The organism is Zafaria sp. Z1313, from assembly GCF_050563205.1.
Lineage (GTDB): Bacteria > Actinomycetota > Actinomycetes > Actinomycetales > Micrococcaceae > JAZDCJ01.
This window is the reverse complement of sequence record NZ_JBNWUK010000001.1, coordinates 40,244-54,216: the sequence shown is the minus strand read 5'-3', so window position 1 is coordinate 54,216 and position 13,973 is coordinate 40,244. Positions and strand designations below refer to the sequence as shown.

The 13,973-nt window shown below is 70.5% G+C and carries 16 protein-coding genes; 3 read left to right on the top strand and 13 right to left on the bottom strand.

The window, feature by feature from the left end; all coding sequences use genetic code 11:
- Positions 1–152 precede the first annotated feature (152 nt).
- Positions 153–662: a hypothetical protein gene (locus tag ACQ3I4_RS00290; protein ID WP_430632598.1), complete on the top strand. Its 510-nt coding sequence runs from the start codon at positions 153–155 to the stop codon at positions 660–662.
- Here ACQ3I4_RS00290 and ACQ3I4_RS00285 read toward each other — a convergent pair.
- Entirely contained in the window at positions 659–1,786 is a 1,128-nt protein-coding gene (locus tag ACQ3I4_RS00285; protein WP_430632597.1) for a DNA alkylation repair protein, read from the bottom strand. The genes ACQ3I4_RS00290 and ACQ3I4_RS00285 overlap by 4 nt on opposite strands.
- Entirely contained in the window at positions 1,773–2,309 is a 537-nt protein-coding gene (locus ACQ3I4_RS00280; protein WP_329859598.1) for a DUF6328 family protein, read from the bottom strand. The genes ACQ3I4_RS00285 and ACQ3I4_RS00280 overlap by 14 nt, the downstream gene beginning before the upstream one ends.
- A gap of 90 nt (positions 2,310–2,399) precedes the next feature.
- On the opposite strand from ACQ3I4_RS00280, the gene ACQ3I4_RS00275 reads away from it, so the two are divergent.
- Positions 2,400–3,605: a MalY/PatB family protein gene (locus tag ACQ3I4_RS00275; protein WP_430632596.1), complete on the top strand. Its 1,206-nt coding sequence runs from the start codon at positions 2,400–2,402 to the stop codon at positions 3,603–3,605.
- Positions 3,606–3,618: 13 nt separating this feature from the next.
- On the opposite strand, the gene ACQ3I4_RS00270 is transcribed toward ACQ3I4_RS00275, so the two are convergent.
- On the bottom strand, positions 3,619–4,356 hold the full coding sequence (locus ACQ3I4_RS00270) for an FMN reductase (protein ID WP_430632595.1): 738 nt from the start codon (positions 4,354–4,356) through the stop codon (positions 3,619–3,621).
- A 221-nt stretch (positions 4,357–4,577) separates the two neighbouring features.
- Here ACQ3I4_RS00270 and ACQ3I4_RS00265 point away from each other — a divergent pair, with 221 nt between their 5' ends.
- On the top strand, positions 4,578–4,772 hold the full coding sequence (locus tag ACQ3I4_RS00265; protein WP_329859595.1) for a CsbD family protein: 195 nt from the start codon (positions 4,578–4,580) through the stop codon (positions 4,770–4,772).
- A gap of 93 nt (positions 4,773–4,865) precedes the next feature.
- Here the strand turns inward: ACQ3I4_RS00265 and ACQ3I4_RS00260 are convergent, their stop codons facing one another.
- From ACQ3I4_RS00260 to ACQ3I4_RS00215, 10 genes are all read right to left on the bottom strand, one after another.
- Positions 4,866–5,099 (bottom strand): hypothetical protein, encoded by a 234-nt coding sequence (locus ACQ3I4_RS00260; RefSeq protein ID WP_329859592.1) that lies wholly within the window; start codon positions 5,097–5,099, stop codon positions 4,866–4,868.
- 218 nt (positions 5,100–5,317) lie between these two features.
- A complete protein-coding gene (locus ACQ3I4_RS00255) occupies positions 5,318–6,238 on the bottom strand; it encodes an SDR family oxidoreductase (protein ID WP_329859805.1) in 921 nt (306 codons plus the stop codon).
- Positions 6,239–6,293: 55 nt separating this feature from the next.
- On the bottom strand, positions 6,294–6,698 hold the full coding sequence (locus ACQ3I4_RS00250; RefSeq protein ID WP_329859590.1) for a hypothetical protein: 405 nt from the start codon (positions 6,696–6,698) through the stop codon (positions 6,294–6,296).
- Positions 6,699–6,812: 114 nt separating this feature from the next.
- Complete coding sequence (locus ACQ3I4_RS00245) at positions 6,813–7,112, bottom strand: DUF7218 family protein (protein WP_329859588.1); 300 nt, start codon at positions 7,110–7,112, stop codon at positions 6,813–6,815.
- A 252-nt stretch (positions 7,113–7,364) separates the two neighbouring features.
- Positions 7,365–7,646, bottom strand: a complete 282-nt coding sequence (locus ACQ3I4_RS00240; protein ID WP_430632594.1) for a hypothetical protein — start codon at positions 7,644–7,646, stop codon at positions 7,365–7,367.
- A 134-nt stretch (positions 7,647–7,780) separates the two neighbouring features.
- Positions 7,781–9,037, bottom strand: a complete 1,257-nt coding sequence (locus tag ACQ3I4_RS00235) for an ABC transporter ATP-binding protein (protein ID WP_430632593.1) — start codon at positions 9,035–9,037, stop codon at positions 7,781–7,783.
- A gap of 30 nt (positions 9,038–9,067) precedes the next feature.
- On the bottom strand, positions 9,068–9,910 hold the full coding sequence (locus ACQ3I4_RS00230) for a carbohydrate ABC transporter permease (protein ID WP_329859585.1): 843 nt from the start codon (positions 9,908–9,910) through the stop codon (positions 9,068–9,070).
- On the bottom strand, positions 9,910–10,875 hold the full coding sequence (locus tag ACQ3I4_RS00225; protein ID WP_430632592.1) for a carbohydrate ABC transporter permease: 966 nt from the start codon (positions 10,873–10,875) through the stop codon (positions 9,910–9,912). The genes ACQ3I4_RS00230 and ACQ3I4_RS00225 overlap by 1 nt, the downstream gene beginning before the upstream one ends.
- The gene (locus tag ACQ3I4_RS00220) at positions 10,872–12,188 is read right to left on the bottom strand and encodes an extracellular solute-binding protein (protein ID WP_430632591.1); all 1,317 of its coding nucleotides are present in this window, start codon (positions 12,186–12,188) and stop codon (positions 10,872–10,874) included. The genes ACQ3I4_RS00225 and ACQ3I4_RS00220 overlap by 4 nt, the downstream gene beginning before the upstream one ends.
- 187 nt (positions 12,189–12,375) lie before the next feature.
- On the bottom strand, positions 12,376–13,965 hold the full coding sequence (locus ACQ3I4_RS00215; RefSeq protein WP_430632590.1) for a molybdopterin-dependent oxidoreductase: 1,590 nt from the start codon (positions 13,963–13,965) through the stop codon (positions 12,376–12,378).
- Between the last annotated feature and the right edge of the window lie 8 nt (positions 13,966–13,973).

The following is a 13,973-nucleotide window of genomic DNA, read 5'->3' as shown; positions in this document are numbered from 1 at the left end:
GCTTGGTCCTCACCCAGAGCCGCTGTTCTGACGGGGAGCGATTAGTGACCTACTACACGTACACCCTTCGCGATCCAACACCTCGCTCAACAGGTCGTTCCGGCTGCATCGGCGATGCCGAAGCGCCGGCAGCGGACGTCCCGGAAGAGCTGGTGATTCTGACCGCTGCCGAATTCCAGAGGCTTCCGATCCCGGGCTCGACGATCGGCATGGAACTGAACGGCTTCACGCTCCGCAACGCCCACACGAACATCTACGCCGAGTCGGACGTCCGCGAACTGACCACCACGATCCTGGGATCCGAGGTCCGGGTCCGCGCGACACCCTACGAATACCGCTGGTCCTACGGCGACGGACAAACCCGCACCACCTATGAACCAGGAGCCCCGCTCAACGACGGATCCTTCGACACCGAGACCACCACGAGCCACGTCTACACCGAGACCGGCGACTACCCCGTCGGACTGACCACCGTCTACACCGGCCAGTACTCGGTCGACGGCGGACCCTGGCTTCCCGTCGCCGGCATGGCCACCGTCCCCAGCACCCCGGCCGAGGTCAGCGTCTGGCGGACCAAGAAACTCCTCGTCGACTCCGACTGCATCGAGAACCCCGACGGCCCCGGCTGCGCCTCCCCGTTCGAGGACGACGCCGAGCGCTAATCCGCGTCGAGGGCCTCGGGGACCAGGACGTCGAACTCCGTGCGCGCGAGGCGCTCCCCGTTGACCTGCAGCTCGAGCGCGTGCCTCCCGGGGTAGTGGACGCGCGTGGTCATCTGCCGGAACGCGTGGCGCTTGCGCACCGTGGCCTCCTCGCCGGGACCCAGATCCAGGACGGCCAGCTTGAAGACCTTCTCAGACAGGCCCCCGTTGGCCTTCACGTAGTGCACCACGTAGTCCACGGCCACCCGCGCGTCCTCGCTCCCCCGGTTCACGAGGTCCGCCGTGAACTCCAGGCTCGTCGGCAACTCGACGGCCTCACGGTCCAGCGTCAGTCGCGGCACCTCGACCTGCGCGGGGACGAAGCCCAGGAGCGCCATCGCGCCCGGATGCGCCTTCTTCACGAGCGTGCGCAGCCCGTGGCGCACGACCCAGCGCGCGTCCTCGCCGCCGTCGCGCATCCAGCGCCCGGCCACCGCCACGACGAGGTCCGGGGCATGCCGCGCCAGGTCGTTCAAGTGGTTTGCCACCGAGCGCCGCACGTACTCGCTCGGATCGGCATACAGCGCGTCGAGGATGGGCACGGTCGCGCCGGGATCGGCGATCAGCCCCGGCACCCGCACCGCCCACGGCAGGTAGCTCCGCGTCCCCTCGCTGGCCAGACGGCGCACGTGTTCATCCGGATGCGACGCCCATCCCCGCGCCACGAGCAGCGAACGCTGAAGATCGTGCCGCAGCATCCGGCGGATCGGGAACTCGCTCGTCAGCCGCGGCGTCAGCTCCGCCAGCAGCACCAGTGCGTCGTCGAACGACGCCGTGGCCCCGTCGTCCAGCGCGAGCGTCACCACCGTCTCCCCCACCGGCCACACCATCCAGCCCTTCAGCCCCTCCCCGGCGAGCGCCTGGCGCACGGCGGAGGCCCCGGCGTCGTACCCGGCCCCGGAGCGCCCCAGCGAGGCGAGCATCAACCCCGACACGGCGTCCGCCCGGGCACGGATCGACATCGCGCCGTAGCCCGCCGGCAGCTCCGCCAGGCCGTCCCAGCGGATCTCCGGCGCCGCCGCCTCCAACACGGAGCGCAACCGCGCCACGACCTCCGGGGAGAGCAGCTCGTCAATGGCGCCCATGCGCGTCCTCCCGTCGCCCGGCCCCGTCCTCGGGCCGCGGCTTGAGCATCCGCGGCAGCGCGACGAGCAGGAACAGGACGGCGGCCAGCACGCCGAGGCCGATGGCGAGCGACGGTCCGATCCCGAGCATGACGTCCACGATGAAGAACACGCACGCGCTGACCATCACGCCGATGCTGACCACGGAGATCTTCACGATCCGGTGCCCGTGCCGCACCGTCGCCTCCTTGACCTGCTTGCCGAAGAAGCGGCGGTGGATCGCCACGGGAGTCATGATGAGCCCCGTCAGCAGGGCGGAGAACGCCAGGAGACCGATGTAGAAGCCCTGCTGGAACGCGCCGAGGTCCTCGAAGCGCGATTGGAACGGCAGCATCATGAGGAACGCCGTGATGATCTGCGCGCCCGTCTGCATGACGCGCAGTTCCTGGAGGAGGTCGTTCCAGTTCCGGTCGGAGCGTTCCTGCGGGGTCTCGTCCCGCCCCCGGCCCGGCCGCCCGCCGGACGTGTCGCTGCCTGTTTCCATAGGGTCAAGGTACCGGATGCCCCGGCGTCCGGACGGCCGTGTGGTCCACACACCTGCCGCGCGGGCCGCGGGCTGCATAAGCTGTCCCCCATGGACGCCCACCCCTTCGACCACATCACGTCCGAGGAGCTGCGCCGCCGCGGATCGCTCAAGTGGACGGGATACCCGGAGATGCTCGGCGCCTGGGTGGCGGAGATGGACTTCGGGACGGCGCCCGGCGTCATCGAGGCGGCGCAGGAGACGGTCGCCTCGGGCATGCTCGGCTACGCGCCCCCGCGCCTCGTGCGGAACCTGCGGGAGTCGACGGCGGCGTGGCTCGCCGCGCGCTTCGGCTGGGAGGTCGACGACGACGCCGTCCGCCCCGTGCCGACCGTCCTGTCCGCGCTCGTCGCCGCGATCCTGCACTTCTCCCCCGTGCACCGCCCGGAGGCGCCGGTCGTCTTCCTGACGCCCGCCTATCCGGGGTTCCTCGACGTGCCGTCCCGGCTGGGCCGCCGGTCCCTGCACGTGGAGATGGTTGCCGGCGACGCGGGCTGGGAGGTCGATTGGGCGGCGCTCGAGGAGGCGCTGCGCGGCGGGGCGCTCCTGATCCTGGTCAATCCGCACAACCCGCTCGGGAAGGTCTACGCGCACGCCGAGCTGGAGCGCATCTGCGACCTCGTCGACGCGACGGGATCGCGCGTCTTCGCGGACGAGGTGCACGCCCCGCTCGTGTACGACGGCGCCACGCACCTCCCGTACGCCTCGCTCGGTCCCACGGCGGCGGGCCATGCGCTGACGGCCGTGAGCGCGTCCAAGGCGTTCAACCTGCCGGGACTGAAGTGCGCGCAGGTGGTGCTTTCCAACGACCTCGACCGTCTCGTGTGGGGCGCGGTCGGCTCGATCGTGGAGGACGGGACCGCGAACGTCGGGCTGGCGGCCACGGCCGCGGCGTACGACGGCGGGGCGGCCTGGCTCGCGGGGGTGGTCGACTACCTCGACGACAGCCGCCGACGCCTCGAGGGGCTCGTCGCCGAGCACCTGCCGGCCGCCCACTACGTGGCCCCGGAGGGAACGTACCTGGCGTGGCTCGACGTCTCCCGGCTCATGCTCGGCCGCAACCCGGCCCGCTTCTTCCGGCACCAGGCCGGGGTCGCCACGGTCGGCGGGACGGACTGCGGCGAGGCCGGGCGCGGCTACGTCCGGCTGAACTTCGCCACGCCGCGTCCCGTGCTCGAGGCGATCGTGCACCGCATGGGAGCGGCCGTCGACGGCTGCGACCCCAACGACTCCGGCGACCTGGACGACTACCTCTAGCCCGCCCCGGGCGCTACCTGCCCTGGATGTCGGCCAGGAGCTGCTCGAAGGGCAGGGACTGCATCGGCCCCGCACCGGAGCTGCCCCGCGCGGAGGCGGGCTCCGCACCGGGGCCGACGTCCGGCGTCGTACCCGCTGCCTGCCCCGCGCTCCCCGTGCCCGCGGCCGCGGCACCCTGCGCCTGCGCCTGCGCCTGCGCCTGACCGAGGTTCCGCGCCACGGCGTCCGCGAGCTCGCGCCCGGCCCGGTCGCCGCGGGCGGACAGCGGGCCCTCGCCCGTGTCGCCTCCCCAGTCCTCCGGCGCGGCGAAGACGCCGGTCGGGGCGACATCGGCGCGCAGGTAGCTGAAGACGGGGCGCATCACGTGGTCCAGGACCATGCTGTGCCGGCTCGAGCCTCCCGTCGCGGCCAGCAGGACGGGCTTGCCGGCGAGCGCCTGGGGGTCGAGCACGTCGAGGAAGGACTTGAACAGTCCGCTCACGGACGCCGTGAACACGGGGCTCACGGCGATCACGGCGTCCGCGGCGAGGACCCGCTCGATGGCCTCCGCGAGCCGCGGCGAGGGGAAGCGCGTGAGCATCATGGTGGCGATGTCCACGGCGTGCTCGCGCAGCTCGACGACCTCGACCGCCGCCTCGATCCCGCGCCCGGAGAGGGCGCGGAGGGTGGACGCCGCGAGCTGGTCGCCGAGCATCCGGCTCGTGGAGGGGACCCCGAGGCCTCCGGAGAGGACCACGATGTGCGCGGACATGGGAACCGCCTTTCCTTGGGTTTCATGCGTTTGCATATAAAACCGGGGACGCGGCGGATTCATTCCCGGGGTCCGCGCGCCCTCTCCTTCCGACCCCGGCCGGCCCGCGCGGGTTCCCGATTCGGCGATGGGCTTAAGGGGTGGCGCGCCCCACCATGCCCCGTTACCGTGGCGTAGGTAAGCGCCCATCCGGGCACACGGACCAGCGAAAGGAGCCTGTTATGGGTTTGGGTGACAAGATTTCGAACAAGGCCGAGGAGCTCAAGGGCCAGGCCAAGGAAACGATCGGCGACCTGACGAACAACGAGTCGCTGCAGGCCGAGGGGGCCGCCGACAAGGCGGCCGCCGGGGCCAAGCAGGCCGGCGAGCACGTCAAGGACGCCGCGCAGGACCTCAAGGACGGCTTCAGCAAGTAGCCTCCTGCACGGAAGCGCCGCCCCCGTTCGCGTGGGGCGGCGCTTTTTTATGCGGGTACGACGCCGGCGCCACACCGGCCGCGGCTACGTCGCCTAGTTCTCGCGGTCGCCCGGAGAGTCGTCCCACAGCTTCTGAAGCACGTTGCTGCCGCCGATGCGGCGGTAGATCCCGTAGCCGATCATGCACAGGCCGAGGAACATCGCGAAGAACAGCGATCCCCCGGCCCCGGATCCGCCCAGCCCCACGGCGCTGAACCAGGCGCTGAAGAGCAGGAGCGCCAGGCCCCAGCCCGTCAACGCGGCCCCGGGGAGATGGCGGGTCCTCATCGGGCGGCCTCCCCGTGTTCCACCCGCTGCGGCGATGTACTGGTGTCCCATGGCGCTCGCTCCTTTGCTGCGGCCTCACCGGCCAACGCAGCCGGTTGGATACCCCAACGGTAAACTCGCCGTCAACACCGGACAAGGGGTGGACGGCGACCGTCACGGCCTTGTGATCTGCCGGCCCCGGCGACCGCCCGCGCCATGCATCCAGGCCGCCCGTCCGGCTACGGCGAGGCCTTGCCGCCGTTCACGTTCAGCGTCTCTCCGACGACGTAGCTGGACTCCGCCGACGCGAGGAAGACGTAGGCCGGCGCCACCTCGACCGGCTGGCCGGCCCGCCCGAGGGGCGTGTTGTGGCCGAATTCCGGGAGCTTGTCCTTCGGCTGCCCGTCGGAGACCTGCAACGGCGTCCACACCGGGCCCGGCGCCACGGCGTTGACCCGGATCCCCTTCGGCGCGAGCTGCATGGCCAGGCCCTTGGTGAAGCTGTTGATCGCGGCCTTCGTGGAGGCGTAGTCCAGGAGGTTCGGTGACGGGTCGTAGGCCTGGATCGACGTCGTGTTGATGATGCTGGCCCCTGCGGGCAAGTGCTTGAGCGCGGCCCGCGTGATGCTGAACATGGCCATGATGTTGACCTGGAACGTCTCGAGGAGCTGCTGTTCGTCCAGGTCCTCCAAGCGGTCCACGCTCAGCTGCTTCCCCGCGTTGTTGACCAGGATGTCCAGCCCGCCCAGGGCCTCTGCGGCCTGGTCCGCGAGGCCGTTGCGGTACCCGGAGTCCATGAGGTCGCCGGGGAAGCCGATGCCGACGCGCCCTTCGGCCTCGATCAGCGCGATGATGCGGCGCGCGTCCTCCTCTTCCTGCGGAAGGTAGGCGATTCCGACGTCCGCGCCCTCGCGTGCGAAGGCGATGGCCACGGCCGCGCCGATGCCCGAGTCCCCGCCCGTGATGAGCGCCCTGCGCCCCTTGAGGCGGCCCGTGCCGCGGTAGCCGTCCTCACCGAGGTCGGCACGGGGCTGCAGCAGCGCATCGAGCCCCGGTTCGGGCTGGTCCTGCTTCGGCGGCGAGATCCGCGGGTGCCTCGTGACGGGGTTGTCCAGCGTCAGCTGCCCGGAATCACCCACCGTCGTGCTCGCTTCGCGCATGTCCGTGTTGGCCTCGTTGTCGTCCCGCATGGTGCCGTCCTTTCGTGGTTGGAACTCATCCGGCGTCGAACCGGTCCTCGTCCTCGCTGCCCGCGCGCTCGCGGCCCCGGTTGCCTCCGCTGCCGTCCGGCAGCTCATCCGCGTCCGGCCGCACCCGGGAATCGACGACGTCCTCGGCCCGCCGCTCCGAATCCGAGTCCGAGTCCGCAGGATCCTGGCCGTCGTCGCCGGGGATCGCGGCCCCGGCGGACTCGGAGTCCGCCGGATCGGCGCCCGGGAGGCCCGGGCCGGGGCGCTCCAGCAGCGCGTCGACGTCCTTCAAGGGGTCGACGGCGTCGAGCGTTCGCGGGTCGTCGGACGAACCCTCCTCGACGGGCTGGCCGTCGCGGCCGTCCAAGGGCTCGGAATCCGGCGAGCGGGGCGCTGAGCCCGTGAACTCGGGCTGTTCGGTCGGTGACATGGTCGTCTCCTTCGCGTGGGTGGTGGGTCCGGGGAGGAGCTCCCCGGTGGTCGGACGTCCGGGCACCGCGCCTCCACGAGGCGCCGTCCCGGGACGTGCGCCGGGTAGTACAGCCTAGGAGTCGCGCAGGGCCTTGATGAGTCCCGCCTTCGCCAGCCCGGAGTAGCCCTCGAGGCCGATCTCCCTGGCTCGCTGCCGAAGCTCCTCGACCGTCCAGTCCTCGTAGCTGCCGGAGCTTCCGCCGCGTTCCCCGACGGCCTTGCGGCCGTCCCGGGCGGCGGCGTTGGCGATGCGGGCGGCCTTCTGCTTCGACTCGCCCTCGTCCCGGAGCTTCTCGTAGAGTTCCGGATCCTTGATGCCGGGATCGTCGGCTGCGCCTCCGCCGGATCCGGTGGACCTCTGCTGCCCTGCCATGCGTGCGACCTCCGTACGTGGACTGCTGGGTGGACTGCGCGCGCCGCCGGATCGGGGAGAACCGGAGCACCCCGCCACCATAGGCACGGACCGGCCCCCCGGGTCAATGGTTGTGCTGGCGACGCCGATTCCCGGTGTCGGCGGGCGTGGGAACGGACCATCCCGGGGATTCGGGACGGTCCGTGCTACTGGCTGAGGCAGTGGTGGGCATCCGCCGCGTCGGCTTCCCGCGCCGGCGGCGGGACGGGCGTCCTAGCCGCCGCGCTGATCGGGATGGAATCCGCCGGGGTAGTCGAGCGCGCTCGGCCCGACGAACCAGCGGACGAGCCCCATGCCGATCATGAGCAGGCCGAAGACGGCCCCGATGACGACGGGCGAGAGGCCGCCGCCCTGGACGGCGACGACGATCGCGAACGCCGAAAAGAGGGCGATGACCAGCAGGCCCGCGACGATCAGGACCTTGCCGTTGTGCGCCGCCTGCTCCCGGACGGGATCGTGGCGGTCGAGGTGTACGTGGTGAAACGGTCCAGCCATGACAAGTACCTCCTATGCCGCTGGTACTGCCAACGGTAGACCTGCCCACGCCAGAGTCAAGGGGCCGGACCCCGCACGCCCGAGGGGTCCGGCACGCGGCCGGGCCCCTCGTCGACGTACCGCGCGGGGACGCCTCAGGACACGGCGGCCCCGTTCTGCTTGGCGCGCTCGATCTGCTCCTGGCGCTCCTCGGCGGCCTGCTCCGTCAGGCGCGCGCCGGCCTCGGCGTCGCGGGTCAGGTTCTCCCCCGAGCCGGGATCGAAGATATGCAGGCGGCGCGTGTCCAGCCACAACTCCGCCGGATGCCCGCCACGGATCCGGCTCGCGGCGTCGAGCGTGACGACGACCTGCGGGCGCAGCTCCTCGGCGTCCATGTCCGCCGCGAGGCCCTGCAGCAGGTCCCGCACCTCGGGGCTCGGCTCGAAGTCGATGTAGCCGTACTGCTCGTTGCCGAGCCACTCGGTGTGGGTGAGCTCCGCCTGGAACCGCGAGCCGTGCTGGAGCTTGTGCTCCTCGACGAGCGAGGCGTCTTCGAAGAACTCGGGCCGCACGCCGAGCAGCACGACGTCCTTCCCACGCGCCACGGCGGCCTTCTCCTCGGGAACCGGGATGTCTCCGATCGGGGTCTTCAGGACGGTGCCGTCGAGCGTGGCCGGAAGGAAGTTCATCGACGGGCTGCCGATGAATCCGGCGACGAACAGGTTCACCGGCTGCTCGTACAGCTCCCGCGGCGAGGCGATCTGCTGCAGGAGGCCCTTCTTCAGCACGGCCACGCGGTCGCCGAGGGTCATGGCCTCCGTCTGGTCGTGGGTGACGTAGACGGACGTCGTGCCGAGGCGGCGCTGCATCTGCGAGATCTCCGAGCGCATCTGCCCGCGCAGCTTGGCGTCGAGGTTGGACAGGGGCTCGTCGAACAGGAACGCGTCGGCCTGCCGGACGATCGCGCGGCCCATGGCCACGCGTTGGCGCTGGCCGCCGGAGAGGTTGCCGGGCTTGCGCTCCAGGTGGTCCATCAGCTCCAGCGTCTTCGCCGCCGACGTCACGCGCTCGCGCACCTGCTCCTCGGTGAACTTCCCCTTGGCCAGGCGGAGCGGGAACGCGATGTTCTCGAACACCGTCAGGTGCGGGTAGAGGGCGTAGTTCTGGAACACCATCGCCAGGTTTCGGTCGCGCGGCGCCTTCTCGTTGACCCGCTTGCCGTCGATGAGCAGGTCGCCGCTCGTGATGTCCTCCAGTCCCACGATCATGCGCAGGAGCGTGGACTTGCCGCAGCCCGACGGGCCCACGAGGATGATGAACTCCCCGTCGGCGATGTCGATGGACACGTCGTTGACGGCCGGGAAGCCGTCGTCGTACTTCTTGACGATGTTCTTCAGGGTGATCGATGCCATGGAAACAGTCCTTTTCGAATGGTGCGGGCCCTAGCCCTTGACGGCGCCCTGGGTCAGGCCGGAAACGATTTGCCGCTGGAACAGGAGCACCAGCAGGACCACGGGGATGGTGACGATGATCGCCGCCGCCGAGATCGCCCCCGTCGGCGATTCGAACTGCGAGGCGCCCGTGAAGAACGCCAGCGCCGCCGGGACGGGCCTCGCCGCCTCGGTGGAGGTGAGCGAGATGCCGTAGACGAAGTCGTTCCAGGCGATGAAGAACGCGATGATCGCCGTCGTGAACACCCCCGGCGCGGCCAGGGGGACGATCGCCTTGCGGAACGCCTGCCACGTCGTGGCCCCGTCGACCTGCGCGGCCTGCTCGAGCTCCCACGGAATCTGCCGGAAGAACGCGGCGAGCGTCCAGATCGAGATCGGCAGGGTGAGCGAGAGGTAGGGGATGATGAGGCCGAGCCACGTGTCGTACAGCCCGATCGTGCGCCACACGTTGAACAGCGGGGTGACGATCGAGATGACGGGGAAGATCGAGACCGCCAGGGCGGTGGTCAGGATGAGCTTCTTCCCCGGGAAGTCGAGCCGGGCGATCGCGTACGCGCACAGGGTCGCGAGGACGACGGCGACGAAGGTCGCGATGAGCGCGATCCCTATTGAGTTGCGCAAGGAGCTCAGGAACAGCTCCTGCGCGTCCCCGACGAGGATCTGCTCGTAGTTCACGCTGGACCAGCGGGTCGGCAGGAACTTGCCGTTCGCGAGGTCGGAGGGCTGCTTGAAGCTCGTGGCGAAGATGGACGCCACGGGGAACAGCGCGTAGAGGACGACGACGACGGAGATGACGGCCCAGACGATCCGGGTCCTGGTCTTGGAGCCCTGCATCACTTTCCTCCCCGGGTACCGGCCAGATCGACCTTGAACAGCTTGATGGCGATGAAGCAGATCAGCAGGACGCAGATGAACAGCAGCACCGAGACGGCCGAACCGAGCCCGATCTCCAGGCGCCCGATCGATGTCCTGTAGGCGAGCAGCGAGAGCACTTCCGTGCCGTACGCGCCGCCCGTCATGATGAAGACGTTGTCGAAGATCCTGAAGGCGTCCAGCGCCCTGAACAGGACGGCCACCATGATGGCGGCCTTCATGTTCGGCAGGATCACGCGCTGCATCTGCTGCCACCAGGTGGCGCCGTCGACCTTGGCCGCCTCGGTCAGCTCGTCGGGCACCTGGGCCAGGCCGGCCAGCAGCAGCAGCGAGATGAACGGGGTGGTCTTCCAGATCTCGGAGGCCATGATGACGAACAGCGAGGTCCAGGTGCCGGCGAACCAGTTGGTCTCCTCGCCGATGCCCGGGACCCAGTCGAACCAGCTGTTCACGAAGCCCGAGTTGATGTCGAACATGTAGAACCAGGCGAACGCGGAGACCACGGTGATGATGCCGTACGGCACCAGGATCGCGGTCCGCAGCCAGCCGCGGACCGACTTGAGCGCCTTGCTCATCACGAGCGCCAGGGCGAAGCCGAGCACGAGCTCGACGACGACGGTGACGACGGTGATGAGCAGCGTGACGCCGAGGCCGTTCCAGAAGACCGGGTCGGTGAGGATGACGGCGTAGTTCTTCAGGCCGATGAACCCGCGGTCGTCGGGCGCCGTGAGGCGGAAGTTGAAGAGCGAGTCCCAGACGGCCTGGAGGATCGGGTACAGCGTCACGAGGAGCATGATGACGAACGCCGGGCCGGCGAGCCACCAGCCGAGCCGGCGTTCGGCCCGCCGGCGGTCGCTGAGCACGATCTTCTGGTTCTGGTTCCTCGAGCGCCGTGCCTCCGCCCGGGGTCCGGTGGTGGTAGTCACAGCAGCCTCTCCCCTCTCAGGACCTCGGTGATGAAGTCGGAAGTGTTCTTCGGCGTCGTGTCGGGATCAACGCCCGACGGCGGGGCCCAGTTCTGCTGGATCCCCGTGGAGACCTCGTTGTAGTACGGGGTCTGCGGGCGCGGCGCCGACTGGTCGAGCGACTCGCGGATGGTCTCGGCCATCGGGAACTGCTCGATGATCGACGGGTCGTCGTAGGCCGTGGAGTCCGACGGCGGGTTGCCGTTGGTCACGAAGTACTCCACCTGGTTCTCCGTCGAGACGATGCACTCGATCGCCTGGTACGCGAGCTCCGGGTTCCGGCTCTCGGACCCGACCCCCAGGTTGATGCCGCCGAGCGGCGGCGCGGACGGCGTGCCTTCGACCGTCTGCGGGTAGACGCCCCAGCCGATGTCCTCGATGAGCGAGGCGTCGAGGTTGCCCGCGTCGACGCCGGCGTTGGTCGCGGGCCAGACGAACGGCCAGTTGACCATGAACGAGCCGCGTTGGCCCTGGAACTGCAGCATCGACTCGTTTTCCGCCTGGGTCGGCAGGCCGGGACCGCCGAGGCCCTCCCGGCCGATCGTGGCGACGATCTCCGCGGCCTTGCGCCCCGCCTCCGATTCGAGGCCGAGCCGGACCTCGTCGGCCGTCGCCTCCGGGTTGGTCACGATGTTCTCCCCGCTGGATTCGATGAGCGCGTTGACCCATACCGTCATCGACTCGGCCCTGGCCCCCTGGACGCCGAGGTGCTTGTCCTGGTCGCGGGCGGCGTCGATGATCTGGTCCCACGTGACGGAGCCCGACATGTCCAGCCCCGCGGCCTCGGCGACCGATTTGCGGTACCAGAGGATCTGCGTATTGGCCCAGAACGGGACCGTGACGAGCTCGTCCTTCCACATCGCCCCGGCGAGCGCGCCCTCGAGCGTGTTCCCGGTGGTGCGCTGGGCGACGTCGGCGGGGACGGGAGCCAGGAATCCGGGCTCGGCGAGTTCGGGAATGAAGGGCGGGTCGAGGCTCATGATGTCGAGCGAGGTGTCGCCGGCGGCGAGGCGCCGGGCGAGCTGTTCGCGCTGGGACGAGGCGTCGGACGGCAGGAGCGTGACCTCGATGCGGTAGTCGCCGCCCGCGTCGGCGGTGCACTTCTGCGCGAGCGCCGCCTGTCCGCCGTCGTCCGGGTTGATGTACCAGGTCAGGACCGGCGGCCCTTCCTCCGCCGGGCCGCACCCGGACAGCAGGAGGCCCGCCGCTGCGACGGCCACCACGGTGGCACGACGCCGGCGGCGGGCCGCCGCGGGTGGTTGATTCTTGGGCATTGTCACAGGCCTCCAGATCGTCTTGTCCACACTTCTCGTGTCCAAGACCGTCGGCACCTGTCACAGGCCAACGGCCTCTGTGACTAGACCCTATGCCGGAAAGGTGTCGCGCGCCACAGTCCGCCGCCCGCGGCGCCGACGTGTGTGGTTTACCTGCCGGACACCTCCCTGATGCCCCGACGCCGGACTACTCGACCGTGAAGGTCACCGAATGCCATCCCGAGGCCCCGTCCGGGACCGGGTCGGCCCGCTCGGCCGTCTGCGCTTCGCCGTCGCCGTCGACGGCGCGCACCGTGACGGTGTGCCGGCCCGGCGCGGCGTCGGCCCACGCGTAGGACCACTGCCTCCACGTGTCGACGGAGGCCTCGGCGGCGAGCTCGGCCTCCACCCAGTCGCCGTCGTCGATCCGCACCTGCACGCCGGAGATCCCGCGCTGCTGCGCCCACGCGGTCCCGCCGAGGGCCACGGAACCGGCCGGGACGCGCGCGAACCCGCGGGGCACGTCGATCCTGGAGGCGAGCTTGATGGGCCCTCGATCGGACCAGCCCCGGTCCGTCCAGTAGGCCGTCTTCTCGTCGAAACGGGTCACTTCCAGGTCGACGACCCATTTCGTGGCCGAGACATAGCCGTAGAGTCCGGGGACCACGAGCCGCACCGGGAAGCCGTGCTGCAGCGGCAGCGGCTCGCCGTTCATGCCGACGGCGAGCAGCGCATCCCGCTCGTCGGTCAGCACCTCGAGCGGGGTCGAGGCGGAGAAACCGTCGATGCTCGTGGACAGGAGCATGTCCGCCTCGTCGAGCGGGCGGGCGCGGTCCAGGAGCTTGCGCACCGGGTAGCCGAGCCACCGGGCGTTGCCGGCCAGATCGCCGCCGACGGGGTTGGAGACGCACGTCAGGGTCACCCAGGCCTCCTCGAGCTCGAGGGCCAGGAGCTCGTCGAAGCCGAGCGTGAACTCCTCCTCGACGAGACCGTGGACGCGCAGCGACCACGTCGAGGGATCCACTTCCGGCACGACGAGCGCCGTGTCGATCCGGTAGAAGCCCGTGTTTGGGCTCTGCCACGGCGGCATGCCCTCGATTCCCGGTTCGAGGCCGTCGGGCAGCGGAGGCGCGGGGCTCGCGGGCGCAGGCAGGCGGAGCGCGTCCCGCGTCGCCGCTGCCAGGTTGCGGACCCCCGAGGCGGCGCGCCCGGCGAGCGTTCCCGCCGCGGCCAGGAGCGCCGCCGCACCGGCCCAGGCCAGGAAGGCCCGCCTCCCGGACCCGCCGGACGACGCCGGAGCCCCGCCTTCCGTACGCAGTTCAGTGGCCACCGGTCCCTCCTGCAGGGCGGCCTCGGCCCGGGGGCGCAGGAAGGCCAACGCGGCGAGGCCGGAGAACACGCCGACGATGGTCGGCACGACGTCGAGCGGCCCGGTCGCCGGACGGCTCAGGACGCTCGCGGACATGGCGACGCCGAGGGCCGCGATGGCTGCGTAGGCGGCATTCGGACGGCGCCTCGAGAGCAGGCCGATCCCCGCCGCGGCCACCGCGGCGACGAGGGCGATGGACACGAAGAGCGCGATCTTGTCCGCGGTCCCGAACAAGCCGATGGCGAGGTCCTTGAGCCAGGGCGGCGTGATGTCGATGAACGACCCGCCCATCGCCACCATGGGCGACGACGATCCGCCGAAGAACGCGGAGACGAGCTCGGCCGTTCCGAACAGGAGTGCGGCGGAGGCCAGCCCGGCGACGGCAAAGGGCCAGGGCCGCTTGGAGCCCATTCCGTGCGCGTGGTTCATGATGAGCC

Coding starts and splice junctions, on each gene's coding strand:
- ACQ3I4_RS00285 (WP_430632597.1), bottom strand. CDS start 1,786: ATGGGCGCCATTGACGAGCTGCTCTCCCCGGAGGTCGTGGCGCGGTTG.
- ACQ3I4_RS00280 (WP_329859598.1), bottom strand. CDS start 2,309: ATGGAAACAGGCAGCGACACGTCCGGCGGGCGGCCGGGCCGGGGGCGG.
- ACQ3I4_RS00275 (WP_430632596.1), top strand. CDS start 2,400: ATGGACGCCCACCCCTTCGACCACATCACGTCCGAGGAGCTGCGCCGC.
- ACQ3I4_RS00270 (WP_430632595.1), bottom strand. CDS start 4,356: ATGTCCGCGCACATCGTGGTCCTCTCCGGAGGCCTCGGGGTCCCCTCC.
- ACQ3I4_RS00265 (WP_329859595.1), top strand. CDS start 4,578: ATGGGTTTGGGTGACAAGATTTCGAACAAGGCCGAGGAGCTCAAGGGC.
- ACQ3I4_RS00260 (WP_329859592.1), bottom strand. CDS start 5,099: ATGAGGACCCGCCATCTCCCCGGGGCCGCGTTGACGGGCTGGGGCCTG.
- ACQ3I4_RS00255 (WP_329859805.1), bottom strand. CDS start 6,238: ATGCGCGAAGCGAGCACGACGGTGGGTGATTCCGGGCAGCTGACGCTG.
- ACQ3I4_RS00250 (WP_329859590.1), bottom strand. CDS start 6,698: ATGTCACCGACCGAACAGCCCGAGTTCACGGGCTCAGCGCCCCGCTCG.
- ACQ3I4_RS00245 (WP_329859588.1), bottom strand. CDS start 7,112: ATGGCAGGGCAGCAGAGGTCCACCGGATCCGGCGGAGGCGCAGCCGAC.
- ACQ3I4_RS00240 (WP_430632594.1), bottom strand. CDS start 7,646: ATGGCTGGACCGTTTCACCACGTACACCTCGACCGCCACGATCCCGTC.
- ACQ3I4_RS00235 (WP_430632593.1), bottom strand. CDS start 9,037: ATGGCATCGATCACCCTGAAGAACATCGTCAAGAAGTACGACGACGGC.
- ACQ3I4_RS00230 (WP_329859585.1), bottom strand. CDS start 9,910: ATGCAGGGCTCCAAGACCAGGACCCGGATCGTCTGGGCCGTCATCTCC.
- ACQ3I4_RS00220 (WP_430632591.1), bottom strand. CDS start 12,188: ATGCCCAAGAATCAACCACCCGCGGCGGCCCGCCGCCGGCGTCGTGCC.
- ACQ3I4_RS00215 (WP_430632590.1), bottom strand. CDS start 13,965: ATGAACCACGCGCACGGAATGGGCTCCAAGCGGCCCTGGCCCTTTGCC.